The following is a 25937-nucleotide window of genomic DNA, read 5'->3' as shown; positions in this document are numbered from 1 at the left end:
AGCCCGGAAGCGGACCTTCCGAAGGTCGCCAAAGGGTCAAGAGTTCGCGTCAGGATTGATCGGTGGAGCAGCAGCAGTGAAGCCGAGCCACCGCCTCCATCGACAGCAGCGGCCAGCTCGACGTCGTCGGCACCGGCCCGGACGTGATCACCCTGGCCGCCGGCCTGACCACGGTGGGCGAGTTCACTGCCGACGCGACGGAGACCGCCAAGCTCACGGGCGGGGCAGCGTTCACCACGGCCGGCGGCACCTCGGCCCAGCGCTCGGCCCTGATCGACCAGTTCAACAACCTCGGCACGCAGGTCGACCAGGCGGCCAAGGATGCCGGCTTCAACGGCACCAACCTGCTGGCCGGCGACAACCTGACCATCGCCTTCAACGAAAAGACCGGCTCGGCCCGGTCCAAGCTCAGCGTCCAGGGCACCGCCCTGTCGGCGGCCGGCCTCGGGATCGGCAGCTTCGTGGACTCGGCCACCGCCCAGGGCGGGGCGAACTTCGGCGTGCAGAACAACGCCGACCTCGCCAAGGCGTCGGACGCGCTGACCAACGCGCTGACCAGCCTGAAGTCGCTGAGCTCGACCCTGGGCTCGAACCTCTAGGGTTCAGACGCGGCAGGACTTCACCAAGCAGATGGTCGACGGGCTCAACACCGGAGCGGCAAACCTCACGGATGCGGACATGAACGAGGAGGCCGCGCGCTCGCAGGCGCTGTCGACGCGCCAGTCCCTGGCGATCTCGGCGCTGTCGCTGGCCAACACCGCCAACCAGGGCATCCTCCAGCTCCTGCGCTGAGCCGGGACTGGCCGGCGCGGCCGTGCCGTCGCGCCGGCTGCCACGTGGGAAGGCGCCCAGGCGGTCGGGGGGGGCGCAACATACGCCGGTGCGCCGATACCGACGATCTCGTGGGTTATGACGTCGCCATCACCGTCGTAGGACTCCACGCGACGTCCGGAGGCTCGACCGTGTGCTCGCACGCCCGAGGCAGCTGAGGAAGCGGCCACGCCGACAATAAGGCCCGCCGTGGAGACGAGCCCGACATCGGCACCGAGCACGGCGGCACGCAGCCAGCCGATGCGGTTGACGAGATGCTTTTCCATATGGATTGCGCGCATCGGCTTCAGGGTTTCTCGAGGGGACGCTCGCCTTTGTCCGGGAGTTCGAGGGACGGGGGTCAGCAAAAGCAATCGGACCCCGATCCACTCTTCACGAAGTCCCCGTCGGGGAGCACCGGCTTACCGGTCTTCTCGCCCTCAAGCTCGCGTTCGGCCTGGAGCCAGAACTCGACCTCGTAGCCATGAGGGCGGCCACGCATGTTCCAGAGCTCAAAGGCTCTGAGACGGATGTCGCCTTCGGTCTGCGTCGTATCGGTGGGCATGCTCTGGTCCTCGCGATGGTCGGGATCGATGGTCATGGGCGCCGCCACGCCTATGCCGGAGGCGTCTCCGGCGATGCCCTGTGCAAGGCCGCATGACGCTTACTCATCGCTCCCTGGATCAGGGTCGCGATGGCGTAGCCCATGGCGCCGACGGCCAGGGCGGTTGCCAAGGGCGATGTCAGGCCGCGCTCCCCCCGTCCCGGATGTCCGCCGCGGCTCGACCGTTCGGCCTTGCGGATGCCAGCCCGTCCGCGGTGGAGGGTATCCTGTGCCAGATGGGTCGCCCGCTTGGCGACGTCTTCAACGGCGTCGTTCGCGCGCCAGAAGATCTCGTCGGCGGCACCCTCGATGCGGCGGCCTCCATCGGTGCCGGTATCCTCGTCGTCCGTGGACTGGCGATGCTCGTTGTGGGGCTTCGTCATGGTCGATTTCCTGTTTCGGAGGTCGGAATCCCTGCCGGGCCCACGAGGACCGGCAGGGGCTTCGCGTCGCTCAGACGACGCTGATGCGGTTCTCGACCGCGGTGGTGCCAGGGGAGGCCCACGCGGCTCCCATCGCCTCCCTGCGCTCCTGCATGGTGCGCACGGTCCCGCCGAGGTAGACGGTCCCGCCATCCGCCTTGACGGTCACGGTCTTCGGGTCGAACAGCCAAGAGCGATCCAGCGCCTCGCTGATGCTGTCGCTGACGGCCTCGACGTCGACCTGGGGCTTGACCACGATCCGGTTGTTCACGGCGACGACACCGGACAACTGCCGAAGCTCGCGCTCGGCGACCTCGGACTGGAAGCGATGGTCGACGTCGCCGGTCAGGATGACGGTCCCCTTCGAGACCTTCACCATGACGCGATCCGGAGGGACGGCGACGTTCCAGGCGAGACGGGCGATGGCGGTCGCGGCGATGTCCTCGTCGGACCGCTTGCGGGCGTAGGGCACCACGACCTCGATCTCCTGCACGAGGGCCCTGACGCCCCTGACGCGGCATGCGGCGGCCTCGGCGGCGATCTTCTCGTCGTAGGTCCCCACCTGACCGGACAGGGCGACCACGCCGTCCCTGGCCGTGACGCCGATCTCCGAGGAGGTCACCGCCGGATCCCAGATGAGTTCGGCCGTGACGCGGTGTTGCAGGCTGGTGTCGTGGGACATGACGGTCTCCTTGGGGGCTGCCGGGATCGCCGATGCGCGGAAGGGCTCGGCGACCCCGACCCATGCGAGGCGGTCCGGCGACGTCGTCGAAACGCGTCCCGGCATCCGGTGAACACTAGGTGGCGGAACCGGAGCAGTCCTTGATCCAGCGCAAGGATCAGGCGTCACCGGAATTGTTCATGACCGAACGAGCGGCTCGGGCGGCGAGCACGGGTCCACCGGGAACACCGGGGTTGATCTCGATCAAAGACCGGGCCCGACAACGCGGCCATCCCTGGGTCGTGGTCGGCCGTAATAAGGCGCGACCGGAAATCAGGGGTCCATCGGTCATGAGCACGGACGTCGCATCGTTGACCAATGTCGCCGTCACGCGAGCGACGCCGACTGCGGCATCGCTCGATCCATTGACGGAGAGCCTGCGGATGCTGGGGGTCGCCGTCCTCGGATCGGCAACCGCCGTCTGCCTGATGTGGCTCGTATCCTGAGCGACGTCCCGGTCGCCGCCCTACCGTCGAGCCGACCCGCCGCCTGGACCTTCCGCGTCGATGGGGGCCTGCCGGCCTCGCTTCTCGGATGCGTCCGGCGCGAGGCGCGTCATGGCATCAGCCGAACCCGGAGCCATCCCATGTCCATTCGCCTTCCCGTATCCGCGCTGCTCATGACCGGCCTCCTACAGGTCGCGGCGGCGGCCACGGATGGACAGGTCCAACGTGGCAAGACCTTCGTCGGCGCGAACTGCGCCACCTGCCATGCCGTCGGCCGGATCGGGGAAAGCCCCCTGGCCGTCGCACCTGCATTCCGGGAACTCCATACGAAGTATCCGGTCGAGGACCTCGGCGAGGCCCTGGCGGAGGGCATCACCACGGGGCATCCGACCATGCCCCAGTTCGAGCTCGAGCCCGATCAGATCACGGACGTGTTGGCCTACCTGAAGTCCCTGGAGCAATGACCGTCCTGCCATGGAGGCTTCCAAACTGCATCCCTAGGAAGCGGACATCGAAAACCCGTCAGGGACGCGTCGCCTTCTCGGCGCTGGCACCGACCGCCTTGGCGAAGGCCTCGATCCGGGTCGACTGGTCGGCCAGCATGCCCTCGAGACGCTCCATCCGGATGCGGTCGAGCTTGTCGTGCGAGGCCATGATCTCGACCTCGGCCTTCAGGTTGATCTCGTAGTCGAGACCGGCCGCCATGCGATCCCGCGCCGCCTGGCGGTTCTGCGACATGAGGATCACCGGCGCCTGAAGAGCGGCGACCATCGACAGGATCAGGTTCAGGAAGATGTAGGGGTAGGGGTCGAAGGCGCCGGCGCGGGCCAGGACGACGGTGTTCACGACGACCCACGCGACGAGCATTCCCGTGAAGACCAGGATGAAGCCCCACAAGCCACCCAACTGGGCGACGCGGTCCGCGAGGCGCTCGCCGAAGGTCTGGTGCTCGACGAGGACGCGGTTCACGTCCCGGGACACGTACCGCCGCTTGGCGACATGAAGGATCACCCGCCGCTCGCGTTCGGAAAGCCCTTCCAATCCGTCTTCCATCAACTGCCGGGCCAGCTGGGTGACCGCACCGTCGACCGGCGGCTTACTGCCGTCATCGGCATTCGCGGGAGGGATCATGCCGCTCGTCGGGGCGTGCTCGGTCATCAGTGGCTCAGGAAGCTGCAGACGGGGCAACGGCGCAGGACATCCCGGGTGACGCCGCCGGGGACGGCCTCCCGCAAGCGCCCATGACCGTAGGCTCCCATGACGATCAGGTCGGTCGCGCCCTCGGACGCCAGGTCGAGCAGGGCTTCCGTGTCGCCTGCGAGATCGACGGACACCATGATGCTCGCCAATGTCATGGACGGGACGGCTCGCTCGGCTGCGGGAAACCGGACGATGCCCGTCCGCCAAGGTGCCGGCTTTGACCCAACGCAAGGGCGGGGCCGGAAATCGTACCGGGCCATCGTCGAGGGACGACGATGCCTGGCCTTTCGCCGCCCGGAACGGGTTTGCGCTGGATCAACGATGGATGCCCGGCCAACAGGCATGGTCCTCCCCTCGTCACCGGAGGTCCACCATGTCGTATGCCAGCATCATCGTCGCCGTGGATCCCGGGGAGCGGACGGCTCCGCGGATCGGTGTGGCCGCGCATCTCGCGCAACGGCTCGATGCACGCCTCATCGGCGTCGCGGCCTGGGCACCGGACTACCCGCGGGGGTTCGGGGAGACGTCCGTGCCGACCGGATACGGGATCGAGGACCTCCGCCAGAAAGCCTTCGGTGAGTTGCACCGGGCGGAAGAGACTTTCCGTCTTGCGGCCCGGCCGGCGGAGCGGATCGAGTGGCGTTCCGAGCTCAGGGAAACGCTCACGTTCCTCGCGGAGCAGTCGCGGGCGGCCGATCTCGTCGTGGTCGGGCGTCAGGGGAAGAACGACCTGCCGCATCACGCGGCCGCCGTCGGACCCGGTGACGCACTGATGACGGTTGGCCGGCCGATCCTCGTCGTGCCGCACGGCGTGGAGCGACTGTCGGCGACCCGCGTGGTGGTGGCCTGGAAGGACACCCCGCAGGGCCGCAGGGCGATCTCCGATGCGATGCCGTTCCTGACGCTCGCCGAACAGGTCCAGGTCGTCCAGGTCGCGGAGGGCACCGACCGGACCGAGTTGGAGGACGTCGTCGCCTATCTCGGCCTGCACGGCGTCAAGGCCGTGGGGGTTCTCAAGGCCCCGAAGGCTGGCGGGACGGCCGAGACCCTGCTCGACGCCGCCGAGATGTTCGGGGCGGACCTGATCGTCAGCGGAGCCTTCGGGTACAGTCGCCTGCGGGAATGGTTCTTCGGCGGCGTGACGCGCACCCTCCTCGACCACAGCCCTGTCTGTTGCCTGATGTCTCACTGAACGCCATCCGGTGGATCGACGTCCGGCGAGGTCGTTGATCCACCGCAAGGACGACGCCGGCCCGGCATCTACGGTGATCCCCGCGCCTGCACGGTCGACGCCCCGCGTTCGACCACGGCGAGAAGGAATTCGAGGTGACCTGTCCCCGCGCCGTCGAGGCCCTGACCAAGCAGCGTGACCGTCTCGTCGAGGTGCTCCGCCTGATCGACGACGGGCGGTGGTGGACCGGGGACGACGCCTGCCGGATCGACGAGGACGAGGTCTGCCTGCAGGCCGACGGGATCGGGGCTGCCCTCGACGTGGTCGAGCGTCTCGCCGGCGAGATGGCTGCGGAGGACGGCACCGGCACCGGGTCGCAGCTGGCTCCGAAAGCGACGCATGCCGTCTTGACACCGGGACATCATGTTCACGAAGGCCGCGCCGCGCCGGAAGGCTTCGGTCCGTTCTCTCGGGGCCAGGTTGGTCCCCTGCAAGACGAGATCCATCCGTCGGGGGGATACGAGCAGCGGGCCCGGCGGCTTTCCGGCGGCGTCCCGAATCTCGCCTGATCAATAATAAGCGACGCACCCTGGGCCATCTCGCCGTGGCGATCCGACGGGAGCCGGAGGATACTCGGGACCGGATCGCGGGTGTCATCCGCGAGGTCGCGGTACGCCACGAACGGGACCTCCCGACCGAACAGGCTGACCCGAAGACGTATCCGGCTCGGTTCGGGCGGAGGCGCGTCGCGGCTCGCAGGGAAAGCCCCTTCATCGCGAGAGGAATGCCGGTACCTGACGTCCGATTTCCCTCAGGGCATGCGCTGTCGATCGTCCTTTCGTGAGCGACCGACGGTTTTTCGAGGTGGTCCGGACGATGTCGAGGGCGGCGACGACCGCGATACCAACACCGAGGACGAACGCCATCGAGATCGCGGGCTCGGCCATCGGCGGTCGACTGACGGCGCCCATTGGTAGGAGAGCCCGTTAAAGCATCCAGGGCGAGACGGCGACCCAGGCACCCAGCACACTGGATGCCCACCGTGTCCAGGGCTCTGGTTCGGGCCCGTCGAGGAAGGCCAAGCCCATGACGGCAAACCCGCATGCGAAGGCGTTCAGTGCGGCGGGGGAGTTCCCGGTCTCCAAGAACAGGAACGGAGTGAGGACCACGAGCGCCCCCAGCACCGCCGAGATGCCGTCGAGCATGGCCCCGACGTTGCTCCCATCCTTCGGGAACCTTTGAGTTCTCCCGCCCATGTCACCCGTTCCTCGTGGGCCGATCACGGTCGCGAGCGAGGTCCGCCCATCGAGGTGCCAGCTGGGAACGAGCCTACGGCGGGAACGCGGGCGGTATCCTTGATCCAGCGCAAGGCTTCGTCCCGAGCCCCGATCTAGGGTCTTCGTGTCCCCTCGTTCGCTCGCAGGACGCGTCCCCTCACCAGGGGCTCTCGATGTCGCGAACGACCATGGAAGAACGTGCTTTCCGGGCGGGCATCACGAAACCGCGGTCAGCCGCGAATGCCGGAGAGATCTCGAAATGGTGGACGCGGCAATCGCCAAAAGCGATCCAAAAGACCTCTCGGTGGCGGCGCCTGCAGGTGGACGATCCGATCCTTCGCCGCCGGCCGAGCTCAAGCTCCTGTTCCTCCTTTCCTGGGTGCTCTGCGCGGTCTTCTACTTCTTCCAGTACGCGGTGCGGTCTGCGCCCGGGGTGATGCAGGCGGAACTCGCCTCGGCCTGGGGTGCCAATCACATCGGGACGATGATCTCGGCCTATTACGTCGCCTACGCGGTGATGGCCCTGGTCGCAGGCGTCCTGCTGGACCGGTACGGCGCCCACCAGACCATCCCGTACGGCATCGCCGTCGTCGGCCTCGGATGTCTCGTCTTCGCGCAAGGAAGCGAGGCGGCCGGCATGATCGGCTTCGTCCTTCAGGCGACCGGGGCGATCTTCGCCTTCGTCGGTTCGTCCTACGTGGCGGCCCGCTACCTGCCGACGCGCATGCTGGCGCTGTTCATCGGCCTCACGCAATGCCTGGGCATGGCCGGCGCGGCGTTCGGATCGAAGCCCGTTCACATGGCCATCGACCCGGCCGGCGGCTTCAACGTCCCCTGGCAGCATGTCTGGGTCGCCTTCGCCGCGATGGGCTTTGTCTTGGCCCTCGCGACTTGGTTCGTGATGCCGCGCGAGACCGGCGACAGCCCGAGCCACCATGCCGGGTTCTCGGTCTCCGCCCTGCTCCATCCGTTCAAGGTTATCTTCGGTAATCCGCAGAGCTGGCTCGCCGGCATCGTCGGGGGCCTTCTGTTCCTGCCCACCACCATCGGCGCCCTGGTCTGGGCCACGTCTTTCCTCCATGCCGGCGAGAACCTGTCGATGGCGGAGGCCGCGTCGGACGCGGCCATGGTGCCCATCGGCTGGGTCCTCGGCTGCCCGCTCCTCGGATACGTCTCGGACAGGCTCGGCCGGCGTAAGCCGGTGCTGCTGGGCGGCGCCCTGCTGATGCTCGCCGCGGGCCTGACGGCCATCTACGTCCCGGTGGGCACGCTGCCGCGCTACTCCGTGGCCCTCATCCTCGGCATCGCGTCCGGGGCGGCGATGATCCCCTTCTCGATGATGAAGGAGACAAACCCGTCGGAGGTGAAGGGCACCGCGGCCGGGGTGATGAACTTCCTCGTCTTCGTGACGACGGGGATCATGTCGCCGTTCATCTCGCACCTGATGCTACCGCGGCAGGGCGTACCCTTGACCCTGGCCGACTTCCAGACCGCCTTCCTGCCCCTGGTGGGCGGCGTCGTCCTGGCCTTGGTCCTCGCTCTGTTCCTCTGGGAGACCGGCACGGCCGAGCAGGGACCCCTCGCGCAGGACGGCACGAAGCCTTTCGTCTCAGTCCTGGCGCCCGCCTGAGCGGCTTCGTCCAAATGCCTTCTCCTCGAACGCCCTCACGCCCAAGGATGACCACATGGATGTCGCGGTCTTCAGCACCAAGCCGTACGACCGGCGCTTCCTCGACGCGGCGGTCGCGGGCCGCCACGCCCTGACCTACATCGATGCGCGGCTCGACCGGACCACGGCGGTCCTTGCCGGCAAGGCCCAGGTCGTCTGTGCGTTCGTCAACGACGCGGTCGACACCGCCGCCCTCAATGTGTTCGCGCAATCCGGTGTGCGCCTCGTCGTCCTGCGGTCCGCAGGGTTCAACAACGTCGACCTCGCCGCCGCCAAGCGGCATGGCATCGTCGTCGCCCGGGTCCCGGCCTACTCCCCCGAGGCCGTTTCCGAGCACGCCGTGGCGCTGATGCTGTCCCTCGACCGGCACATCCACCGCGCCTACGCCCGGGTCCGGGACGGCAACTTCGCTCTCGATGGCCTGCTCGGGTTCAACCTGCATGGCCGCACAGTGGGAATCGTGGGAACCGGCCGGATCGGCCTCGGCGTCGCTAGGATCATGCTGGGCTTCGGCTGCACGGTGCTGGGATACGACGTCGAGCCGAGCCCGGCCTGCGAGGCCATGGGCGTCGTCTACCGCCCGCTCCAGGACCTGCTCGCCACCTCGGACATCATCTCCCTGCACTGCCCCCTGACGCCGGAGACGCACCATCTCATCGATGCGGCCGCCATCGGCGTGATGAAGCGCGGCGTGATGCTGATCAACACCAGCCGCGGCGCCATCATCGATACCAAGGCCGTCGTTGCCGGCCTGAACGAGGGTCGGATCGGACACCTCGGCCTCGACGTCTACGAGGAGGAGGAAGAGCTTTTCTTCGAGGACAAGTCCGACGCGGTGATCCGGGACGACGTCTTCGAGCGCCTGCTGATGTTCTCGAACGTGCTCGTCACTGGGCATCAGGGCTTCTTCACGGTCGAGGCGATGACGGCCATCGCCGAGACGACCGTCGCCAACATCGACGCGTTCGAACGGACGGGACGACCGGTCCACGAGGTCCTCTGACCCCGCGGGGGCGCGTACCCTCACCGATGGAGAACACCACGCTGCCCCACGTCACCCTGACATTCGCCCGCGGACCGGATTTTCCCAGTGGAAGCGTCGACCGCCGCTACGAGATCGACGCGCCCCTCGACGCCAGGGGAGAGCTCGATCCGGTGCTCTGGCGCAAGATGCGGGACTTTTGCCGCGTCCGCTGGTTCTGGCTCGGGGAGCCGTATCGCGACGGGCGCCTGATCCACCGGCAGGGTGGCTTCGGTGGGGGCACGGGGCTGATCGACGACGACGACAGGACGACGGATGACGACGAGCCTGGCTACCGGCTGGGCAGCCACCGTTTCGTGGAGGGCGAGTATGTCTCGATCAGCGAAGACGATACGATGCGGACCTTCGGGGTTGCAACGTTCGTCGGTCTTGACGGTGGATCGGGAGCGGGTTCCGACGAGCATGGTCGCCCGCCTGCGTCGTCGAGGGTGCCATGGCCGGGGGCCGGCGTCACCCGTAGGTGGCCGCCCCGACGGTCGCGCAGGCGCGATCCTGTTCCCGTGATGCCTCGCCGTAGACGCCTATGGCACCGATGAGGGTGCCATCCCGCCGAAGGGGAATGCCGCCGCGCTCGTGGAACGCCGCGGTTCCCTCGCCTTCGACGACGGAACAATAAAGGTCATCCCCGGGCGGCGGCATGATCTCGCTCGGCTCGCCCGAGATGGCCGAGGCCACGGCCTTCCCGATGGCCCCGCGGGCGCTCATGCAGCCAGCGCCGTCCATTTTCGAGAAGGCGACGAGACGGCCCTGTGCGCCACAGACCGCGACGCTCACGGTGATCCCGAGCCGGCAGGCCTCGGTGACGGCGCGCCGGACGATTGCGGTCGCCTCCTCCAGCGTCAGGTCGCGGTCGTCGACCATGGAAACGCGGGCGTTCATGACAGGTCGTCCCGGGTCAGCATCCCGCGCCCGAGCGCCAGCAGCTGGCTGTCCGTCGCCGCCGAAAGGTCGATGGTCGCAGTCGCCACGACGCGTCCCTGTATCTCGTGGTGATGCTCTCGCAGGCGATCCGAGAGGACGGCCATCGCGCTGGCCTTGCCGGTCCCGTGGCCGACGATGGCCACGCGCGGCGCTCGTGCGACGGCCTCGGCGATGCGGTCGTAGTAGCCGAGGTCCTCGGGCGCGCGCTGGCCGCGATCGTTGCCGTCCTCCTTGTCGGAGAGATGGTGGATGTAGCCCTTCGGGTCGTAGGGCCGTAGCGTCGTCTCGGTCTCGCCGCCCGCGGTCTCGGGATCGAGGCGATAGATCCGCGCCTCGTGGTGGTCGACGACGATGAGGGCATCGCTCTTCACCGGGGTTGGCGAGGCCTCAAGGATCTCGGTGGAGTAGGGCGACAGCCCGGCATCCTGCATCAGGTGGCGCAGGCGCTCGACCTCGCGTGGGTCCATGTCCTTGTCCCGCGGACGCAGGAAGGTCGCGGTCCGGCCGGCGAGGGTGAAGCCCCACGTGTCGTCGCCCGTCTCCTCGCTAAGGCCGATCCGCCCCACGAAGGCCACCACCTCCCGCCATGCCAGGTTGTTGCTGGCAGGGTGGTGGAAGATCCGGCCGAGGAGGGTCCGGTCGTGACCGTGTATCCGGGCATTGATCATCGGATGGGGTTCCTGACGGACTCCGCACCGGGCGACCTGCCCGGTGCGGTGACGGTGGGGGTCGCAGTTCGCTCAGACGACGCGGATGTCGTTGTCGACCGTCGTCGCGCCGGGCGCGCCCCAGGCCGTCCATCCGGCCAACTGTCGGTCGTACCAAGTGTGGACCGTGCCGCCGAGGTGGACGACACCGCCGTGGGCGGTGACGCTGATGGTCTTCGGGTCGTACCAGCTCCGATGAAGCGCCTTGGTGATGTCCGCGCTGATGTCGGTCGCGTTCGGATGCGGGTTGATCGTGATCAGGTTCGTGATGCCGACCACGCCGAGCATCCCGCGGATGTCATGCTCCGCGGCCGCCTTCTGGTACTGCCACTCGACCCTGCCGGTGAGCGTGACCCAACCCTTCTCGACCTTCACCTTCACCGCCTCGTCGGGAACGGAGACGTTCCAATCGAGCCGCTGCACGAGGGCGGCGGCGATCTGGTCGTCGCTTTTCCTGGCCTCGAACGGAAGGCGGACCTCGATCTCCTCGGCGACGGCGCGGACGCCCTTGACGCGTCCGGCGGCCTTCTCGGCGGCGTGCTTCTCCATGTAGTTCTGCACGTGGCCGGTCAGGGTCACGACACCGTCCTTGGCGGTCACGCCGATATGGGCGGCGGTCACGCTCGGCTCCCAGCTGAGCTCGGCGAGGACGTTCGTCTGAAGCGTCTTGTCCATGGTCATGATCTGTTTCCTGGATCGTGGAGGATGCGGACCGTCTCCGGCGATGCCTGGCGAGGCCGGGGCGGAAGGGCGCGCGGCCCGTCGGCTTGGGAACCGCCGCTGGGGAGGGCCGGTAGCAGGACGGTTCCGTCGGTGCCGACGGGACGGACCCTAGTCGCCGGTCCCATGGGGTCCTTGATCCAGCGCAAAGTCCGTCGGTGTCGATACGCGCATGCTGGCCATGACGTCGGGGTGGCCAAGACACTCGCCCCGGAAAGGACGGACGACGACAGGATCGATCAGGACCGCGTACGCCGCCTTCGGGGCGCTTCTCGTCGGGACGACGGTCCAGGCGGCGCACGCAGAGGAAACCCGCGCCCTGTCCAACGGCCGATCATGCCGCGATCCGAGGAGGTGGTGCCGAGCGACATCCACCCGCAGGATCCACTCGCCACCGGAACGAATCTGAGACCCGATGCGCCGGTACCGAAGCCTCGGTGGTATGACCTCAGGCGGCCGCCTGTCCGCCCCCCGGACCTCTGACGGCATCGCTGCCGAGGCGCGGACGATTGGGAGGACGGCAGGCACCCGACTCACTCCCGGTCGTTCGCCCGTGGGCCCAGGCTCAGTGCGCCGACATCCGGGCGAGGCGCGCCTGGTCAAGGAGGCGGACGCCCCCTGGCACGATCAGGAGGCAGCCGTCCCGGTCGAGGCGCGACAGGGTCCGGCTCACCGTCTCGATGGTCAGGCCGAGGTGGTCGGCGATGTCCAGGCGTCCCATCGGCAGTTCGAGGGTGACCGCGGATAGCCCGATCCGGACGTAGCGTTCCTGGAGCCCCACCAGGAACGCACCGATCTTCTCCTCCGCGGTACGCCGCCCGAGAAGCATCATCATGTCCTTGGCCCGGGACAGTTCCTGTCCGGTGATCTCGTGCAGGTGCATCATCAGGCCGGGATGTCCGCAGATCAGGTCCTTGAACGCCAGCCGTTCGAACCGGCAAGCGGTGGCCGAACCGAGTGCGTCCGCGGAGACGGCGAACCGGTCGAGCAGGGAAAGCCCGAGGAAGTCGCCCGGGAACGCGAAGCCGGTGACCTGCCGGCGCCCGTCCGGAAGGATGCGGTACAGGCGCAGCGCCCCCGAGGTGACGTTGAAGACCGAGCAAGCGGGCTCGTCCTGTCCGTACAGGGTCTCTCCGTGGGCGAGCGAGACGCGTCGGCTCAACGGCTCTAGGACATCGCGTTCCACCAGCGGCAGGGCCGCCGAGAGGCTGATGAGGCGGGCCTTTCCGACCCCGTTGCGAAGGAGCGAATTTGGGATGGGCCGGTAGGGTGCGGGAATGACCGTAAGTGGATGGATCGACATGGCTCTGTCCTTCCGGTTCGGTGAGGCTTCGTCGAACGGCCAGGGAGATACGTCGCGTCAGCGACCGCGCCAGCGCTCGGTCGCACGGACGCGCTCCGCATGCCGGGCGAGGTCGAGGAAGTGGTTCCGGGCACCCTCGTCGAGCGTGAAGGCGCGCTGCAGGGCGCCGGCGGCCAATCGGACCGTGACGTCGTCCCAGGCACGACTGTCTTCCGCTCCGTCACGCAGGGTCGTGACCGACTTGGCTAGAACGGAAAAGGCGTCGGCTCTGAACATTGTGACCTTTCGGAGCGGGCAATCCAGGTCAGTCTACGCCTAAGTATAACGTGCATGCGGCGTCAGGGTGCGGAACCAAAAGCGCCGACCGGAGATGCAGTTTTGCTTGCATCCCGAGACCAAGGATCTGTGTCCGCCACTCAATCGAACCGCAGGATCTCGCTCAGGATCGCCGTGGCCGAAAAGAGGATGCCGGCCGGGCGGTAATCGATCTCGGCGGTCCCGCCGATCTCGACCGCCGGGGCGCGTTCGATCATACGAGACCCGAAGCCCGCCCTGGTCGGCGGGGCAACGGCCGGTCCCCCCGCCTCCTCCCAGGTGAAACGCAGCCGTTCCAAGCCGTCGACCTCGAGGATGTCCCACGTCAGCAGGACGCTTCCGGCCGCCGTGGACAAGGCTCCGTATTTGACGGCGTTGGTGGCGAGTTCATGGAGGGCCATGGCGAAGGCCAGCGCGACCCGCGAGGCGAGCTGGACGCTGGGCCCCCGGCACGTGAAGCGCCCCTCCTGGTCTGTCCCGAATGGGCGCAGCGCGACGCCGACGACCTCGCCAAGGGTCGCCCCCTCCCAGGTGTCGCGGATAAGCACGTCGTGCGCGGCCGACAACGCCAGGATGCGGGCGTCGAGGATGGTCTCGGCCTCTTCCAGGGAGGCGGACCTGCGGAGGGTCTGGCGGACGATGGACTGCACCGTCGCGAGGGTGCTCTTGACCCGGTGGGCCAGTTCCTTCGCCAGCAGGTCGCGGTGCGCCTCGACCCTCCTGCGGTCGGTGATGTCGAGCGAGATGCCGGCGATGGTCAGGGCCGTCCCGTCCATTCGGTAGGAGGCATGCCCGCGGGCGTGTATCCAATGGACCGCCCCGTCCGGGTAGGTGATCCGGAATTCGTGGTCGTATTGCGTGTCCCCGGCGATGGCCGCCGAGACCGCTCCCTGCATGCGTCCCCTGTCCTCCGCGTGGACACCCTCGATCCAGGCCTCGTAGGTGAAGGGTGCGAGGGGATCGCGTCCGAAGTTCGCCTTGCATCCCTCCGATGCGTCGAGCGACATCGTCGCGAGGTCGAGGGTCCAGGAACCGATGCGTCCGGCCTCCTGGGTGAAGCGGAGGCGCTCCTCGCTCAGGGCCAACGCGGCCGCATGCACCTTCGCCTCCGTGGCAAGCCGATCGAGGATCACCACCCCGTGCACGTCCCGGTCGTGGAACACGGCGGGCGGCGAACCAAGGATCGGAGGCGGTTCCACTCTTGTCCGAGGTCTCGCGCGGCGCTGTCCCAACGCGGAAAGGAACGATGTGACGGTCATGTCCGGCCTCGTTTCAGGCGGCTGCGGCGGGTGCGAGCGCGATGTCGAGATGGACCGGGTTGTGAAGGGTGTTCGCCACTGCCGACCATAGAACCGTATGCCTGACGAGCGCCGCCAGTGCCTTTCGGGACGCATCGGCGTCCATCCTCACCGACACCCGGATGCTCTCGAAGCCGATGGTCCTCGGTTGCCGGTCGCCGCCGCCCCAGACCGAGGTCATGTGGATGTCGGCTTCGACGTCGAGTTCCAGCGAGCGGATCCGGATGCCCTGGGCGAGGGCGTTGGCGTGGATACCGATGGAAAGGCATGAGCCGAGGGCCGCGAGCAGGGCCTCGGAGGCGTTCGGGGCGGCGGCCTCGCCGAGCGGGCCCTCGGGCGCGTGCTCCGTCACCGGCTGCGGCGGCAGGTCCCGGATGTAATTGAGCTGGCTCAGCCTTCCTTGCGCCACAGTGCGGCAGCGCAGGGTCCGGACGGCGGTCGGGTCGGCCTTGCCCTGGTGGATCACCGTCTGGAGTTCGCGCTTGTCGATGGGGGCGGCGGCTCCAAGACCTGGTTTGACGGGTGGTGGTGCCATCGAATTCTCCAGGAAGGAAATAGTGGCCAGGAGAATTCTCGGATGGCGAAAATATTTCCTGCGTGGTTATTTCCTGCCATTCAGCATAGGCTCATCCGCGACGAAGTCGGCCACCAAAGCTGACGAGGAGGAATGCGAAAACGGATCGCGGGGAGCACATGCTGGACTGGGACGACCTGAGATTTTTTCTGACGCTCGTCCGGCACGGCAGCCTTTCAAGCGCCGCCAAGGTGCTCCACGTCTCGCAATCGACCGTGGGACGGCGCCTGAACTCGCTGGAGGCGACCCTTGCGGTGCGCCTGCTCAACCGGACCCCCGACGGCTACGTGCCGACGCTGGCCGGGAAGGAAGTCCGCGAGAAGGCCGAGCGTCTGGAAGCCGAGGCCCTGGCCCTTGAGCGGGATGTCACCGGCCGCGACAGCCGTCTGCGGGGGCTGGTCCGGGTGACCTGCGCCGAGACGATGGCCGCGCACCTGCTGGCACCGAGCTTCGCCGGCCTGCACGCCAGGCATCCCGACATCATGATCGAGCTGATCCCCAACCCGAGGGAACTCAGCCTGGCGATGCGCGAGGCGGACATCTCGGTCCGCATGCGGCAGCCCGAGCAGAACGACCTCGTGGTGCGGCGCATCGGCGGCATCGCCTTCGGCCTCTACGCCACGTCGGATTACATCAGGGAACGGGGCGACCTGAACTTCGCCGAGGGCTGCCCGGACCATCACCTGATCACGCAGATGGAGGACAGCCAGGAGATGACGCAGTCGGCTTGGCTGACCGAGATGGCCTCGATGTCCCGTGTCGTCCTGCAGACGAGCAGCCACGAGGCCGCCGTGCAGGCCGCTGCCAGCGGCGGCGGGCTGGCCTGCCTCGCCCGTTTCCGAGGGGACGACGAGCCCAGGCTGATCCGTATGGACGTGCCGACGGAACCGCCCAGCGCCGACATCCTCCTGCTGGTCCACAAGGACAATCGCGACACGCCGAGGATACGGACGGTGCTCACGCACATCACGGAAAGCCTCCAGGCGCTCGCCCACCTCCTCCAGCCACCGGGCGCGAACGAGGAGGACGTGCGGGCCGTCGGCGCCTGACAAGGCGCCTTCACCCACCGACGTGGGCCGGACTTGATCCAGAACAAAGTATCGAGGGGGCCGAAGGGGCAAACCCGGGGGATGAACGGGGCGAGCAGTCTTTGGGCGCCCGACAACCCGGAACACGAACATGCAACGGCCAGCCAGATCCATCGCCCTCGGGGCGGTCGTTTCGCTCTCCCTGATGGCCCCGCTCCGGGCCGCCGAGGAGCCGAAGGCCGGACCCATGGCGGAGACGGATGCCAAGCCGGCGCAGGCCTGCCTCGACCACCTCAAGGCCTTCGACGCCCGGATGGAGAAAGACGGCTACTGGCTCGGCGGGTCGGGCTACGGATACGGCTATCCCCTCGGCGGATACTTGTTCGGCGGCTTGGCCGGGAACAACGGCATGGCGATGGGCGCCGCGTCCGCGATGACGGGGTACGCAAACGCCCGTCCCGGATACGAGGTCCGGGTGCTCCTCTCCGCCGCCGACATCCTGGCGCGCCACGGCAGGCAGCAGCCGTGCGAGGACGTGCTGGTCCAGATCCAGGCCAGCTACGACCGGTACAAGACCGGCATTCAGGGCCGGGACCTCCGGGTCGCGAACGCCTTGGGCTTCCGCGAGCAGGAGCTCTCGCTGGCGCGGCCGGTCGTGAGCCGGTCCGTCGCCTTCCGGTCGGACGACCTGCTCGGGAGCGAGGTGCGCACGCCGAACAACGTGGCGCTCGGCAGCGTGGACGACATCGTCATGGGGCCCGAGGGCGGCGGGATCGCCTACCTCGTCGTCGCTCGCGGCGGCGTCTTCGGCCTCGGCGAACGCCACGTCGCGGTCCCGTGGGACCGGTTCAAGGTCTCGCCCAACCTGAACATCCTCGTCCTCGATACGACCAAGGACGCCATGGACCAGGCTCCGCGTATCGTCGAGGGCCGGTTCGTCAAGGCGGAGCCGTTCGCCCTGCAGACGGCGAAGGCGGACGCCTATTGGGGCGTCGCCTCCAAGACCCCGCAGGTCGATTGAGAACGCCCCCGTCGGCAGGCCCGCCCTGCCGTCTACACCCCACACCACGAATGGATCGCGACATGAGAACGACGACGGTACTGACTGCGACCTTCCTCGCCCTGACGACGATAACGACGGCGATGGCGCAAACGCCGATGGCACCTTCCACGGATGCCGCGGCGACGATGCGGGAGGCCGGGCGCGAGGCGAACGAGGCCGCCGATGCGGCCCGTGAGGCGGCCCGGCTCGCGATGCAGGCCTCGAAGGCGGCGGTGAAGGGTGCCCCGAAGCAATCCGCCGACATGATCGGGAAGCTCGTCACCGACGCCGCGGAGGCCGCCAACCGGGCCGAGACCAAGATCGCCGCGGCCAACAGGGCGGCGGGGGTCTCGGCGAACGCCTCGATGCGCAAGGCCGCCGATTCCGCGCAGAAGTCCGTGGAGGCGACGCAGGCGGCGGTGCGGAAATCACAGGATGCCGTCGCGGCCTCGATCAGCTCCAACATGGCGGCGATGCGTCGGGCGGCATCCGGAGCGCGTGCGTCCATCGTTCGCGCGGCGACGGCCACCGCGAACGCCGCCCGCGCCGCCCGCGAGGCGGCCAGGACGACGTGGGACCGCGACATGGCGCAGAGCCAGGTCCGCGGCTGACGAGGGCCGCACGCGGCTGATGGGCACCAATTCGGGGGAAGGACGATGGCGATGAGCAAGATGGCACGGATCTGCGAGGAAGCCGCGCACCAGCATGACCGGGCCGCCGCCCATTACCGGCATTCCGCCAGGCATCTTGCGAACGGCGAGCACGCCGCCGCCGCCAAGGAGCGGGACCTCGCCCTCGACCACTCGGAGAAGGCCCGGATCGACGAGGTCGGGCTCCGACCCGATGGCATCGTCTCCCACGAGCGCACGACGTCCGAGGCCGCCTGGCACTTCATGGGCTAAACGCCCAGGCCACCTTCGGATCCCACGCACCCCGACGAGGAAGCCCCGATGCCCCCGAGTGGCCCGACCCTGCTTTCCCGAACCCGTCACTGGCCCATCTCTCCTCAGGCCGATCGGAGCCCGCTGTCGGAGCCGCAAGGCGTGCCGGACTACGGGCCCGGACATCCGCTGGCCGCAGCTTGGCAATAATCACACCGGGCTTCGGAGACTTGGCAATGCCATCCGTTCTGCAAGTCCAAGTGCCATACCATAGGGCGGACGCTTGAACCGGTTCGGAGCACGCTCGGGCAACGCCATACGCCAAACCAAGGCAACCTCCGGCGTCCTGCTCGGCCGTCAGCAGCAGGTGGCAGGCAATGGTGGGGAAGGGTGGACGAGGTCGTAAGCCTAAAATGCTTAAGCAGCCCTGAATGGCGATTCATCGTCGATGAAAGCCAAGACGTCGGTGCGGAACCGGATCGCTCGACTGACAATCGATTTGCTCGAATCGAGCAGCCATGCCTAAGCTTGACCGTCATTACTTGTAGCTGCTTGCAGACGGTCACCGCAAATGCCCGGCGCCACGGACGTGCGCACCTTGCTGCGCGGCGCACTCACGTCACTCCGCGAGGCAACACGGCGCGCAAAGGTCGACCGGCCGGCCGTGCTGCTACAGCGCCCGATGGAACGCTCGTTTGCACGCACCTGCGAGGTCAACGATCTCTTGATCGAGGGCACGGAGGCGGTGCTGCGCGAGAGCGGCCGCCTGCCGCCCTACCGGGACACGAGCTGAGAACCGTCGCGCCTCGATCCGAAGGGCCACGGCATCACGACGCTCCGACGTCATGACGCTCCAGCATCGCGGCGGATCGATGCGGCGCCTCACACGCGGAAGCCGGACGAAGACTGCCCGGTCCGCACCGTCTCCGCTCTCGGACATTCGGGTTCGACGGTCGCCGGGGTGGCGCTCCTGCCGCTACCACTCGTTGTCGCCATCGGCTCGCTGGTTCTCAGCGGCCTCGCGGGCCGGATCGCGTCCAGACCCCGCCTGATTGCAGGTCCCCTGGCCGTCGCGGCCGGGTTCCCTCTGCTTCTGCGTATCGGCGGACACAACGCCCACGGGTCGACGGTTCTGCCCGGCACCTTCGTCGCGGCACTCGGCATGGCCTATGCCGTGGCACCGCTCACGAGCGCGGCGGTCGGTTCCGTCGACGAACGCTACAGTAGCTTGGCCCAGGGGTTCAACACCGCCGTCGCCCGTGCGGGGCTCGTGGCCACGAGCTCGATCGGAGGGATCCTCGCCGCCCGTGGCTCTGTGCTGGTCGATGCCGTCTTCGTCGCCATCGTCGCGAACGTGGTCGCCTACATCGCTGCCGCCGCCGGTCTGATGCCAAAGCGCCCAAACGCCTGAATGCCGGGTCCCGGCCTAGTGCCGTCGGACCGCTCGATCAATTCAGCGCCGACGGCTTCACCCGAGCGGTGCTGTAAGCCCGTTCATGACGTCGCTCAACGCCGCCTGGATCATCTCGCGTCAGGATCACGTGGTGGCGCCCTTCACATTCCGACAGCCTCCGGACGTGACCGTCGACCGGCGTCGCCGCGGTGGTTCGTCAATTCGCTCCACGGACGAAGGCATAGCGACCGACGGAGGCGGCACCGCCGCGATGATGCACGGGCGCCGGTATACGATTGTCCGGTTTCGCGCCGGGCGCACGACGGGCATCGGACGCGTGAGTGGAGGCGGCGCGCAAGGCGCTGCGCAGGCGCAGGACCTCGTCGCGAAGCCTCGCGTTCTCGCGCTCGACTTGCCCCAGCCGCTCGACACCCTCCGGCGGCAGGCCGCCGAGCCGTCGGCGCCAGCGGTAGAACGTACCGATCGAGACGTGCGCGGCGGAGCAGATCTCCGCGATGGCGGTCCCGGCTGCGGCCTCCTTCAGGAGGAACGCCACTTCCTGGTCGGTATGCCGGGATCGACGCATGCGCAGCTTCCCTGTTCGGAGCCGTCCGGTCGCCGCGATGCAAGAGCAGTCTTCGCGGCGCCCTCGACGCCTTGGAATGCCCGATCTCTGCAAGAGCCGGACCGACGCCCAAACGGCAATTTTGACGTTTGGGCACGACCGCGCCCACAGGGCGGGCGCCATGCCGGCCATTTGCGCACGCCGCCGCCATGCCTGCAGTCACTTTGGTCTTCCGCGCACAGCCCCGCGCCCGGACAATCCGACAGCGAGGCAGGGGCATGGGTCCGATGGCAGAATTCACGAGACGGGGCTTGATCGGAACCGCCGCGGCGCTCGCCGCCCCAGCCCTGATTCGCCCAGCTTGGGCGGCAGAGACGGTCAAGCTCGGCTGCCTGTTCTCATCGTCTGGAACGATGGCCAACATCGAGGGGCGGCTCAACTATGTCGTCCGCATGGCCGCAGACCAGCTGAACGCCAAGGGCGGCGTCAACGGGCGCCAAGTCGAGGTCGTCACCTCGGATCCGGCCTCCGATTGGCCGCTCTACGCGCAGATCGGCCGGCAGATGCTGCAACAGGAGAAGGTCGCCGCCCTGTTCGGCTGCTGGACCTCGGTGTCGCGCAAATCCGTGCTGCCGGTGGTGGAGCAGAACGACGGCCTGCTGTTCTATCCGCTCCATTTCGAGGGCGAGGAGAACTCCAAGAACGTCGTCTACGTGAACTCGCCGCCGGCAAGTTCCGTGCTGCCGGCCGTGGATTACCTGATGGGGTCCGAGGGCGTGTCCGCCAAGCGCTTTTTCATGATCGGCTCGGACTACGTCTGGCCGCGGACCATCAACAAGATCCTGAAGGGATACTGGGCGTCCAAGGGCATCGCCGAGAGCGCGTGGCGCGAGGAGTACGTGCCGCTCGGCTTCTCGAACTTTCAGACGCTGGTGAACCAGATCCGCACGTTCGCCGCCCAGCCCGGCGGCCAGCCGATCGTCGTCCTCACTGTCGTCGGCTCCTCGATCCCGGACTTCCTACGCGAGTTCGCCAACCAAGGCATTCTCGCCACCGACGTGCCGATCCTCGGCCTCGACATGGTCGAGGCGGATCTGGAGGGCCTGGATACGACCAAGCTGATCGGGCATCTCAATTGCTGGGCATACCTTCAGGCCGCCAAGGGTGAACGCAACGCGGCGTTCCTTTCGGATTGGGCGGCCTATGTGAAGGCCAAGAACGTGCCCTTCAGCGCCGACACGGTGATCGATCCGATGGTGTCGGCCTACGACAGCGTCCAGCTTTGGGCGCTGGCGGCCGCGAAGGCGAAGAGCTTCGCGGTGCCCGAGGTGCGCAAGGCCTTTGCAGGGCTCAGCTACGAGGGACCGTCCGGTTACACGCTGACCATGACAGGCGAGAACAACTACGTCTCGCGCGGGATCTTCATCGGCTCGGTCAACGAGAAGCGCGGCTTCGACGTCTTGTGGCAGTCGCCGGATGCCCCCAAGCCTGTGCCGTTCAGCCCGTATGGCTGAGTTGCCGCAACCGGTGTCGTTTCTCGTTCGCGGGGTGCGGGTCGCCCTCGCCTTGATCCTGATGGTGTCCGCTTCGATGGCGCAGGCCGCTGCGGACCCCATCGACCGCTCGGCCCTCGCCAGGGCCGTCTGCAGCGACGGAGCCGGCCTCGCTCGCGGCGCGGATGATGTTGTCCGATCCGCCGCCACCGCCAGCGCCGACGACCTCGCGTTCTCCGGCTCCATCCTGCGGGCGCTGCTCGACCGACGCCTCGCCTGCGTCGGGGACACGTCGGTCCTGCTCGATCGCCCAGGGGGCAGCGAAGGCCGCGATGCCGCGACCGGCGCGACGCGGTCGGCCGCCGGCGCACGCTCGCCGGTCCTCGGCCTGCGCCAACGCGGGCTCGTCGAGACAGGCGCTGGGGTCGTCGCGCTGCTCACCGGCGCCAGCACCGCCCAGCGTTCGGCCGGACTCGCCACCCTGGAGCGACGGGCCGCAGCGGTGCCCGAGGCCGACACCATCCTGGAGCGCGCCCGCGCCGCCGAGACGGATGCGGTTCTACGCGCCGCGATCGTTCAGGCAATGCAGGCCGCCGCGCTGAACGCCCCCGAGCCCGCGCGCCGCCGGGCGGCCATCGGCGCCATCGCCGACGCCCCGTCGAGCGCCGCACGCTCCCGGCTCGCGAGTTTGCGGACCGATCCGGCCTATGCCGCGGATCCGGCGTTCAAAGCCGCGCTCGATGCGGGGATCGCGCGGGTCGAACGCGCGGTCACCATCGGCGATGGACTCGCGCTCTCCTACAACGCCCTGAGCTTTGCCAGCATCCTGTTTATGGCAGCGGTCGGCCTCGCGATCATCTTCGGGCTGATGGGGGTGATCAACCTCGCCCAGGGCGAGCTCATCATGGTCGGCGCCTATGCCGCCTACGGCGTGCAGGAGGCCTTTCGGATGGTCGCGCCGGGTCTGATCGACCTCTACCTCGTCGCGGCGATTCCCGTCGCGTTCCTGGCATCGGCCGGCGTCGGCATCGTCGTCGAGGCTTTGATCCTACGCCACCTCTACCGAAGGCCGCTGATGAGCCTGCTCGCCACATGGGCGGTGAGCCTGTTCCTGATCAATCTTGTGCGCGTCGTCTTCGGCTCGCAGAACCTACAGTTCGGCATGCCGTCCTACGTCAGCGGCGGTGTCCCGCTCTACGCCGACTTCATCGTCACCTGGAACCGGCTCTTCGCCATCGCCTTCGCCGCGGTGACGCTCGCCGCGACGCTGCTGATCCTCAAGCGCACGCCGCTCGGCCTCGACATCCGCGCGGTGACGCAGAACCGCGACATGGCCGGCGCGCTCGGCATTAGGACCCGACGGGTCGACCGCCTCGCCTTCGGTTTCGGCTCAGGGCTCGCTGGGCTCGCGGGAGTGGCCCTATGCCCGATCTACAGCGTCAATCCGGGCATGGGCGCGACCTTCATTGTCGACAGCTTCATGGTGGTGGTCCTGGGCGGCGTCGGCACCGTGGTCGGGACGGTGGTGGCGGCGCTCGGCATCGGCGGGGCCAACGTGCTGATCGAGCCGTTCTACGGGGCGGTCGCGGCCAAGGTGATCGTGCTCGTCGGCATCATCGTGTTCCTCCAACGACGCCCCGAGGGCCTATTCGTTGCGAGGCGTCGGCGATGAGCGGGGCAGCCGACAGCCTGCCGTCCCCGGTCAATGCTCGTCCGCGTCGGTCGGCCGCGTGGCTTCACGAACCGCTCCTCGTCGGCATCCTGCTGCTAATCCTGGCTGCTTGCCTGGTGCTCGTCGGACTGAAGCCCGCCCCCTACGTCGTCAACACGATCGGGCAACTCGCCGTCTTCGCGATCCTCGCCGTGTCGCTCGACCTCATCTGGGGCTACCTCGGAATCCTCAGCCTCGGTCACGGGCTGTTCTTCGCCATCGGCGGCTACGTCTGCGCCATGCACCTGTTGTCGCACGCGTTCTCCGCGACGGGGGTCGCGCCGGACTTCGTGCAGTTCATGGGCTGGAAGACGCTGCCGGCCTACTGGGCCGGGCTCACCAACGCGCCCTACGCCCTGTTCCTGGCGATGGCGCTGTCGGGGGCCGTCGCCTTCGTCTTCGGCTTCGCCTCGTTCCGCTCGCGGGTGAACGGCGTCTACTTCTCGATCATCAGCCAGGCACTCGTCTACGTCGCCATGTTGCTGATGTTCCGCAACGATACCGGGCTTGGCGGCAACAACGGCATGACCGGCTTCCCGCTGCTGTTCGGATATCCGATGGGCTCGGCGGCCGTGACGACGGGCCTCGCCCTAGCCTCGCTCGGCGCGCTGGCGGCGGTTCTCGTCGGCACCCGCGCGCTGGTAGCGGGGCGGATCGGGCGACGCATGCTGGCGTGCCGCGACGACGAGACCCGGCTGCGCACCCTCGGCTACGGCACGACACGGCTGAAGCTCGGGATCTGGTGCCTCTCGGCGATGATCGCGGCGCTGGCCGGCGTGCTCTACGTGCCGCAGGTCGGCATCATCAACCCACGGGTGCTCGCCCCCGACCTGTCGATCGAGATCGCGGTCTGGGTGGCGATCGGCGGGATGGGTCGGCTCGGCGGTGCGGTGATCGGCGCGGTCGCAGTCAACGCGCTCAAATTCTGGCTCAGTGCGGCGATGCCGGAGGCGTGGCCCTTCATCCTGTCGGGGCTGGTGCTCGTGGTGGTGCTGGCATTGCCGAACGGCCTGCTCGACTTCGCCTCCCTCCGCACCAAGCCGACATGGCTGCGCAACGGAGGGGGCCGGTGAGCGCCCTTCTGGTCGACAAGCTCGATGTGGTCTTCGGCCGCTTCCGGGCGCTGACCGCGCTATCGCTCGCCGTCGATGCCGGCGAGGTCCGCGCCGTCATCGGCCCGAACGGGGCCGGCAAGACCACGCTCCTCGACGTGATCTCCGGAATCACCAAGCCCCTCCGCGGTCGGGTGATGCTCGGCGACAGCCTGGACCTAGCCAAGTGCTCCGAGGCTGGGATCGCCAAGGCAGGCGTGCGGCGCAAGTTCCAGAAGCCGAGCGTCTTCCCGGCGCTGACGGTGTACGAAAACCTCGACATCGGCTGCGGCGCTGGGCTCCCGGCATCGGAGCGCGCCGCGCGCATCGGGGCGGTGCTCGGCGAGATCGGCCTCGAACCCCGCGCGCACGCACTCGCCGGGGCACTTGCCCACGGCGAGAAGCAGTGGCTGGAAATCGGCATGGTGCTGGGTTCGAACCCCAGGATCATCCTGCTCGACGAGCCGGTGGCGGGGCTCTCGGACGCGGAGACCGAGCGCACCGCCGCGCTGATCCGCGCGCTGCGAAGGCCCGACCGGGCCATCGTGGTGATCGAGCACGACATGGCCTTCGTCGAGGCCATCGCGGACCGGGTGACGGTGCTGCACGAGGGCCGCACCCTCTACGAGGGCGGGATGCGCGGCGCTCGGGCAGATGCCCGCGTGATCGAGGTGTTTCTAGGCCGATGAGCATGCCCGAAGCACCGCCGATGCGGCTCACGGTCGAGGGGCTCGACCAGCATTACGGCAGCGCGCAGGTGCTGCGCGGCGTCGCGCTCACGATCGAACCGGGCAGCTGCCTTGCAGTGCTCGGCCGCAACGGCGCGGGCAAGACCACGCTGCTGCGGTGTCTGGCCGGGCTGATCCCGGCGAGCCGCGGGCGGATCGCCTTCGACGAAGACGAGATCGCATCCTGGCCGATCGATCGGCGCGCGCGGGGCGGGCTTGCGACGGTGCCGCAGGGCCGCGAGATCTTTTCGGATTTGACCGTCGCAGAGAACCTGCGCGTCGCCGCCCGCGCTCACGGGCTGGAGCGCACCGGGGCGGTGGACGAGGCGGCGGCGCTGTTTCCTGCGTTGCGCGAGCTTTGGCACCGGCCCGGGGGCAACCTCTCGGGCGGGCAGCAGCAGCAACTCGCCATCGCCCGCGCGCTGGCGACGCGCCCGCGGCTGCTGCTCCTCGACGAGCCGACCGAGGGCATCCAGCCCTCAATCGTCTCGGCGATCGAGGCAGTGATCGCCGGCCTCAAAGGTCGGATCACCGTGCTGCTCGTCGAGCAGTATCTCGATTTCGCGATCCGCCTCGCCGACTCCGTCGTGGTCCTCTCGCGCGGGGGCATCGTCGAGCGGAGCGAGCGCGGCGCGATCAGCCACGCCGACCTCACCCGCCACATCGCCGTCTGACATCAGGAGCGCACATGCCGACGCATCACGAGATCCCGGCCACCCCCGACAAGATGGTGCTCGGCTACTTCGACGCCGCGCTGCCGCCGGTGCTCGAGATCGCGTCCGGGGACACGGTCACCCTCCATTCC

34 protein-coding genes and 3 pseudogenes are annotated in these 25937 nt (G+C 68.3%); 19 read left to right on the top strand and 18 right to left on the bottom strand.

Translation table 11 applies throughout. The annotated features are described in order from the left end of the window. Positions 1–143 precede the first annotated feature (143 nt). Both FV227_RS05795 and FV227_RS29720 read left to right on the top strand, forming a co-directional pair. Positions 144–599 (top strand): hypothetical protein, encoded by a 456-nt coding sequence (locus tag FV227_RS05795; RefSeq protein WP_246686423.1) that lies wholly within the window; start codon positions 144–146, stop codon positions 597–599. Between the two features lie 31 nt (positions 600–630). Next, complete coding sequence (locus FV227_RS29720; protein WP_246686424.1) at positions 631–792, top strand: flagellin; 162 nt, start codon at positions 631–633, stop codon at positions 790–792. A 182-nt stretch (positions 793–974) separates the two neighbouring features. On the opposite strand, the pseudogene FV227_RS29715 reads toward FV227_RS29720, so the two are convergent. The 4 genes and pseudogenes from FV227_RS29715 to FV227_RS05775 all read right to left on the bottom strand — a co-directional run. Continuing rightward, positions 975–1112: pseudogene (locus FV227_RS29715) on the bottom strand (VIT family protein); the annotation flags it as partial. A gap of 59 nt (positions 1113–1171) precedes the next feature. Next, the gene (locus FV227_RS05785; RefSeq protein WP_147724785.1) at positions 1172–1411 is read right to left on the bottom strand and encodes a DUF2934 domain-containing protein; all 240 of its coding nucleotides are present in this window, start codon (positions 1409–1411) and stop codon (positions 1172–1174) included. Positions 1412–1425: 14 nt separating this feature from the next. Continuing rightward, a complete protein-coding gene (locus FV227_RS05780) occupies positions 1426–1797 on the bottom strand; it encodes a hypothetical protein (protein ID WP_147724786.1) in 372 nt (123 codons plus the stop codon). A gap of 70 nt (positions 1798–1867) precedes the next feature. After that, positions 1868–2518 carry a BON domain-containing protein gene (locus FV227_RS05775; RefSeq protein WP_147724787.1) on the bottom strand — a complete coding sequence of 217 codons (651 nt, stop codon included), beginning with the start codon at positions 2516–2518 and terminating at the stop codon, positions 1868–1870. Between the two features lie 140 nt (positions 2519–2658). On the opposite strand from FV227_RS05775, the gene FV227_RS05770 reads away from it, so the two are divergent. After that, positions 2659–3003, top strand: a complete 345-nt coding sequence (locus FV227_RS05770) for a hypothetical protein (protein WP_147724789.1) — start codon at positions 2659–2661, stop codon at positions 3001–3003. 140 nt (positions 3004–3143) lie between these two features. Further along, positions 3144–3467 carry a cytochrome c gene (locus FV227_RS05765; RefSeq protein ID WP_187274699.1) on the top strand — a complete coding sequence of 108 codons (324 nt, stop codon included), beginning with the start codon at positions 3144–3146 and terminating at the stop codon, positions 3465–3467. Positions 3468–3525: 58 nt separating this feature from the next. On the opposite strand, the gene FV227_RS05760 is transcribed toward FV227_RS05765, so the two are convergent. After that, positions 3526–4161 carry a DUF1003 domain-containing protein gene (locus FV227_RS05760; RefSeq protein ID WP_348642507.1) on the bottom strand — a complete coding sequence of 212 codons (636 nt, stop codon included), beginning with the start codon at positions 4159–4161 and terminating at the stop codon, positions 3526–3528. Then, positions 4161–4313 (bottom strand): annotated as a pseudogene (locus FV227_RS29710) (universal stress protein); the annotation flags it as partial. The gene FV227_RS05760 and the pseudogene FV227_RS29710, both read right to left, overlap by 1 nt. A 263-nt stretch (positions 4314–4576) precedes the next feature. Here FV227_RS29710 and FV227_RS05750 point away from each other — a divergent pair. Further along, positions 4577–5395: a universal stress protein gene (locus FV227_RS05750; RefSeq protein ID WP_147724793.1), complete on the top strand. Its 819-nt coding sequence runs from the start codon at positions 4577–4579 to the stop codon at positions 5393–5395. 68 nt (positions 5396–5463) lie between these two features. Here FV227_RS05750 and FV227_RS05745 read toward each other — a convergent pair whose 3' ends face one another. The 3 genes from FV227_RS05745 to FV227_RS05740 form a co-directional block, all read right to left on the bottom strand. After that, positions 5464–5868: a hypothetical protein gene (locus tag FV227_RS05745; RefSeq protein ID WP_147724795.1), complete on the bottom strand. Its 405-nt coding sequence runs from the start codon at positions 5866–5868 to the stop codon at positions 5464–5466. A gap of 276 nt (positions 5869–6144) precedes the next feature. After that, positions 6145–6321: a hypothetical protein gene (locus FV227_RS28855; protein WP_187274698.1), complete on the bottom strand. Its 177-nt coding sequence runs from the start codon at positions 6319–6321 to the stop codon at positions 6145–6147. 39 nt (positions 6322–6360) lie between these two features. Next, complete coding sequence (locus FV227_RS05740) at positions 6361–6579, bottom strand: hypothetical protein (RefSeq protein ID WP_147724797.1); 219 nt, start codon at positions 6577–6579, stop codon at positions 6361–6363. A gap of 331 nt (positions 6580–6910) precedes the next feature. Between FV227_RS05740 and FV227_RS05735 the strand changes: the two genes are divergently transcribed. Together FV227_RS05735 and FV227_RS05730 are read left to right on the top strand one after the other, a co-directional pair. Further along, positions 6911–8281 (top strand): MFS transporter, encoded by a 1371-nt coding sequence (locus FV227_RS05735; protein WP_147858524.1) that lies wholly within the window; start codon positions 6911–6913, stop codon positions 8279–8281. A gap of 55 nt (positions 8282–8336) precedes the next feature. After that, positions 8337–9323, top strand: a complete 987-nt coding sequence (locus FV227_RS05730; RefSeq protein ID WP_147724801.1) for a 2-hydroxyacid dehydrogenase — start codon at positions 8337–8339, stop codon at positions 9321–9323. 20 nt (positions 9324–9343) lie between these two features. Here FV227_RS05730 and FV227_RS30435 read toward each other — a convergent pair whose 3' ends face one another. The 8 genes from FV227_RS30435 to FV227_RS05690 form a co-directional block, all read right to left on the bottom strand. Beyond that, the gene (locus FV227_RS30435) at positions 9344–9766 is read right to left on the bottom strand and encodes a hypothetical protein (RefSeq protein ID WP_187274697.1); all 423 of its coding nucleotides are present in this window, start codon (positions 9764–9766) and stop codon (positions 9344–9346) included. Positions 9767–9812: 46 nt separating this feature from the next. Further along, positions 9813–10241, bottom strand: a complete 429-nt coding sequence (locus FV227_RS05720; protein WP_147724803.1) for a heme-binding protein — start codon at positions 10239–10241, stop codon at positions 9813–9815. After that, positions 10238–10951, bottom strand: coding sequence for a hypothetical protein (locus FV227_RS05715; RefSeq protein WP_147724805.1), 714 nt, complete (start codon positions 10949–10951; stop codon positions 10238–10240). Before FV227_RS05715 ends, FV227_RS05720 begins: the two co-directional genes overlap by 4 nt. Positions 10952–11023: 72 nt before the next feature. Beyond that, the gene (locus FV227_RS05710) at positions 11024–11671 is read right to left on the bottom strand and encodes a BON domain-containing protein (RefSeq protein ID WP_147724807.1); all 648 of its coding nucleotides are present in this window, start codon (positions 11669–11671) and stop codon (positions 11024–11026) included. A gap of 604 nt (positions 11672–12275) precedes the next feature. Next, positions 12276–13013, bottom strand: coding sequence for a cyclic nucleotide-binding domain-containing protein (locus FV227_RS05705; protein WP_147724809.1), 738 nt, complete (start codon positions 13011–13013; stop codon positions 12276–12278). 57 nt (positions 13014–13070) lie between these two features. Then, positions 13071–13289 (bottom strand): hypothetical protein, encoded by a 219-nt coding sequence (locus FV227_RS05700; RefSeq protein ID WP_147724811.1) that lies wholly within the window; start codon positions 13287–13289, stop codon positions 13071–13073. A 140-nt stretch (positions 13290–13429) separates the two neighbouring features. Continuing rightward, complete coding sequence (locus FV227_RS05695) at positions 13430–14527, bottom strand: sensor histidine kinase (protein ID WP_187274696.1); 1098 nt, start codon at positions 14525–14527, stop codon at positions 13430–13432. Between the two features lie 73 nt (positions 14528–14600). Continuing rightward, on the bottom strand, positions 14601–15161 hold the full coding sequence (locus FV227_RS05690) for an OsmC family protein (protein WP_147724815.1): 561 nt from the start codon (positions 15159–15161) through the stop codon (positions 14601–14603). A 158-nt stretch (positions 15162–15319) separates the two neighbouring features. On the opposite strand from FV227_RS05690, the gene FV227_RS05685 reads away from it, so the two are divergent. The 6 genes from FV227_RS05685 (at position 15320) to FV227_RS05660 (ending at position 19562) form a co-directional block, all read left to right on the top strand. Next, entirely contained in the window at positions 15320–16249 is a 930-nt protein-coding gene (locus FV227_RS05685; RefSeq protein ID WP_147724817.1) for a LysR family transcriptional regulator, read from the top strand. A 130-nt stretch (positions 16250–16379) separates the two neighbouring features. Further along, a complete protein-coding gene (locus FV227_RS05680; protein WP_147858522.1) occupies positions 16380–17249 on the top strand; it encodes a PRC-barrel domain-containing protein in 870 nt (289 codons plus the stop codon). A 62-nt stretch (positions 17250–17311) separates the two neighbouring features. Continuing rightward, positions 17312–17881: a hypothetical protein gene (locus FV227_RS05675; protein ID WP_147858521.1), complete on the top strand. Its 570-nt coding sequence runs from the start codon at positions 17312–17314 to the stop codon at positions 17879–17881. Positions 17882–17932: 51 nt separating this feature from the next. Continuing rightward, positions 17933–18172, top strand: a complete 240-nt coding sequence (locus FV227_RS05670; RefSeq protein ID WP_147728921.1) for a hypothetical protein — start codon at positions 17933–17935, stop codon at positions 18170–18172. Positions 18173–18722: 550 nt separating this feature from the next. Further along, positions 18723–18944: a hypothetical protein gene (locus FV227_RS05665; protein ID WP_147728920.1), complete on the top strand. Its 222-nt coding sequence runs from the start codon at positions 18723–18725 to the stop codon at positions 18942–18944. A 168-nt stretch (positions 18945–19112) separates the two neighbouring features. Beyond that, a complete protein-coding gene (locus FV227_RS05660; RefSeq protein WP_147728919.1) occupies positions 19113–19562 on the top strand; it encodes an MFS transporter in 450 nt (149 codons plus the stop codon). A gap of 199 nt (positions 19563–19761) precedes the next feature. On the opposite strand, the gene FV227_RS05655 is transcribed toward FV227_RS05660, so the two are convergent. Next, the gene (locus tag FV227_RS05655) at positions 19762–20130 is read right to left on the bottom strand and encodes a transposase (protein ID WP_187274695.1); all 369 of its coding nucleotides are present in this window, start codon (positions 20128–20130) and stop codon (positions 19762–19764) included. Between the two features lie 266 nt (positions 20131–20396). Between FV227_RS05655 and FV227_RS05650 the strand changes: the two genes are divergently transcribed. The 6 genes and pseudogenes from FV227_RS05650 to FV227_RS29700 form a co-directional block, all read left to right on the top strand. Beyond that, positions 20397–21623, top strand: a complete 1227-nt coding sequence (locus tag FV227_RS05650; protein WP_147858519.1) for a transporter substrate-binding protein — start codon at positions 20397–20399, stop codon at positions 21621–21623. Between the two features lie 13 nt (positions 21624–21636). Further along, entirely contained in the window at positions 21637–23274 is a 1638-nt protein-coding gene (gene urtB / locus FV227_RS05645) for an urea ABC transporter permease subunit UrtB (protein WP_246686426.1), read from the top strand. Then, a complete protein-coding gene (gene urtC / locus FV227_RS05640; protein ID WP_147725113.1) occupies positions 23271–24386 on the top strand; it encodes an urea ABC transporter permease subunit UrtC in 1116 nt (371 codons plus the stop codon). Before urtB ends, urtC begins: the two co-directional genes overlap by 4 nt. Next, entirely contained in the window at positions 24383–25093 is a 711-nt protein-coding gene (locus FV227_RS05635; RefSeq protein WP_147858518.1) for an ATP-binding cassette domain-containing protein, read from the top strand. Before urtC ends, FV227_RS05635 begins: the two co-directional genes overlap by 4 nt. Then, entirely contained in the window at positions 25090–25806 is a 717-nt protein-coding gene (locus tag FV227_RS05630; protein WP_246686427.1) for an ATP-binding cassette domain-containing protein, read from the top strand. The genes FV227_RS05635 and FV227_RS05630 overlap by 4 nt, the downstream gene beginning before the upstream one ends. Before the next feature lie 14 nt (positions 25807–25820). Continuing rightward, positions 25821–25937 (top strand): annotated as a pseudogene (locus FV227_RS29700) (amidase); the annotation flags it as partial.

Source organism: Methylobacterium sp. WL119 (genome assembly GCF_008039875.1).
In the GTDB taxonomy this organism is placed as follows: Bacteria; Pseudomonadota; Alphaproteobacteria; order Rhizobiales; family Beijerinckiaceae; genus Methylobacterium.
Note: the sequence above shows the minus strand (reverse complement) of the source record. Positions and strands in the feature narration are given on the sequence as shown.

Bases quoted from the DNA above. Each gene is read 5' to 3' on its own strand.
- FV227_RS29720 (WP_246686424.1), top strand. From the start codon at position 631: ATGGTCGACGGGCTCAACACCGGAGCGGCAAACCTCACGGATGCGGAC.
- FV227_RS05785 (WP_147724785.1), bottom strand. From the start codon at position 1,411: ATGACCATCGATCCCGACCATCGCGAGGACCAGAGCATGCCCACCGAT.
- FV227_RS05780 (WP_147724786.1), bottom strand. From the start codon at position 1,797: ATGACGAAGCCCCACAACGAGCATCGCCAGTCCACGGACGACGAGGAT.
- FV227_RS05775 (WP_147724787.1), bottom strand. From the start codon at position 2,518: ATGTCCCACGACACCAGCCTGCAACACCGCGTCACGGCCGAACTCATC.
- FV227_RS05765 (WP_187274699.1), top strand. From the start codon at position 3,144: ATGTCCATTCGCCTTCCCGTATCCGCGCTGCTCATGACCGGCCTCCTA.
- FV227_RS05760 (WP_348642507.1), bottom strand. From the start codon at position 4,161: ATGACCGAGCACGCCCCGACGAGCGGCATGATCCCTCCCGCGAATGCC.
- FV227_RS05750 (WP_147724793.1), top strand. From the start codon at position 4,577: ATGTCGTATGCCAGCATCATCGTCGCCGTGGATCCCGGGGAGCGGACG.
- FV227_RS28855 (WP_187274698.1), bottom strand. From the start codon at position 6,321: ATGGCCGAGCCCGCGATCTCGATGGCGTTCGTCCTCGGTGTTGGTATC.
- FV227_RS05740 (WP_147724797.1), bottom strand. From the start codon at position 6,579: ATGCTCGACGGCATCTCGGCGGTGCTGGGGGCGCTCGTGGTCCTCACT.
- FV227_RS05735 (WP_147858524.1), top strand. From the start codon at position 6,911: ATGGTGGACGCGGCAATCGCCAAAAGCGATCCAAAAGACCTCTCGGTG.
- FV227_RS05730 (WP_147724801.1), top strand. From the start codon at position 8,337: ATGGATGTCGCGGTCTTCAGCACCAAGCCGTACGACCGGCGCTTCCTC.
- FV227_RS30435 (WP_187274697.1), bottom strand. From the start codon at position 9,766: ATGCTCGTCGGAACCCGCTCCCGATCCACCGTCAAGACCGACGAACGT.
- FV227_RS05720 (WP_147724803.1), bottom strand. From the start codon at position 10,241: ATGAACGCCCGCGTTTCCATGGTCGACGACCGCGACCTGACGCTGGAG.
- FV227_RS05715 (WP_147724805.1), bottom strand. From the start codon at position 10,951: ATGATCAATGCCCGGATACACGGTCACGACCGGACCCTCCTCGGCCGG.
- FV227_RS05710 (WP_147724807.1), bottom strand. From the start codon at position 11,671: ATGACCATGGACAAGACGCTTCAGACGAACGTCCTCGCCGAGCTCAGC.
- FV227_RS05705 (WP_147724809.1), bottom strand. From the start codon at position 13,013: ATGTCGATCCATCCACTTACGGTCATTCCCGCACCCTACCGGCCCATC.
- FV227_RS05700 (WP_147724811.1), bottom strand. From the start codon at position 13,289: ATGTTCAGAGCCGACGCCTTTTCCGTTCTAGCCAAGTCGGTCACGACC.
- FV227_RS05690 (WP_147724815.1), bottom strand. From the start codon at position 15,161: ATGGCACCACCACCCGTCAAACCAGGTCTTGGAGCCGCCGCCCCCATC.
- FV227_RS05685 (WP_147724817.1), top strand. From the start codon at position 15,320: ATGCTGGACTGGGACGACCTGAGATTTTTTCTGACGCTCGTCCGGCAC.
- FV227_RS05680 (WP_147858522.1), top strand. From the start codon at position 16,380: ATGCAACGGCCAGCCAGATCCATCGCCCTCGGGGCGGTCGTTTCGCTC.
- FV227_RS05675 (WP_147858521.1), top strand. From the start codon at position 17,312: ATGAGAACGACGACGGTACTGACTGCGACCTTCCTCGCCCTGACGACG.
- FV227_RS05670 (WP_147728921.1), top strand. From the start codon at position 17,933: ATGAGCAAGATGGCACGGATCTGCGAGGAAGCCGCGCACCAGCATGAC.
- FV227_RS05665 (WP_147728920.1), top strand. From the start codon at position 18,723: ATGCCCGGCGCCACGGACGTGCGCACCTTGCTGCGCGGCGCACTCACG.
- FV227_RS05655 (WP_187274695.1), bottom strand. From the start codon at position 20,130: ATGCGTCGATCCCGGCATACCGACCAGGAAGTGGCGTTCCTCCTGAAG.
- FV227_RS05650 (WP_147858519.1), top strand. From the start codon at position 20,397: ATGGCAGAATTCACGAGACGGGGCTTGATCGGAACCGCCGCGGCGCTC.
- urtC (WP_147725113.1), top strand. From the start codon at position 23,271: ATGAGCGGGGCAGCCGACAGCCTGCCGTCCCCGGTCAATGCTCGTCCG.
- FV227_RS05630 (WP_246686427.1), top strand. From the start codon at position 25,090: ATGAGCATGCCCGAAGCACCGCCGATGCGGCTCACGGTCGAGGGGCTC.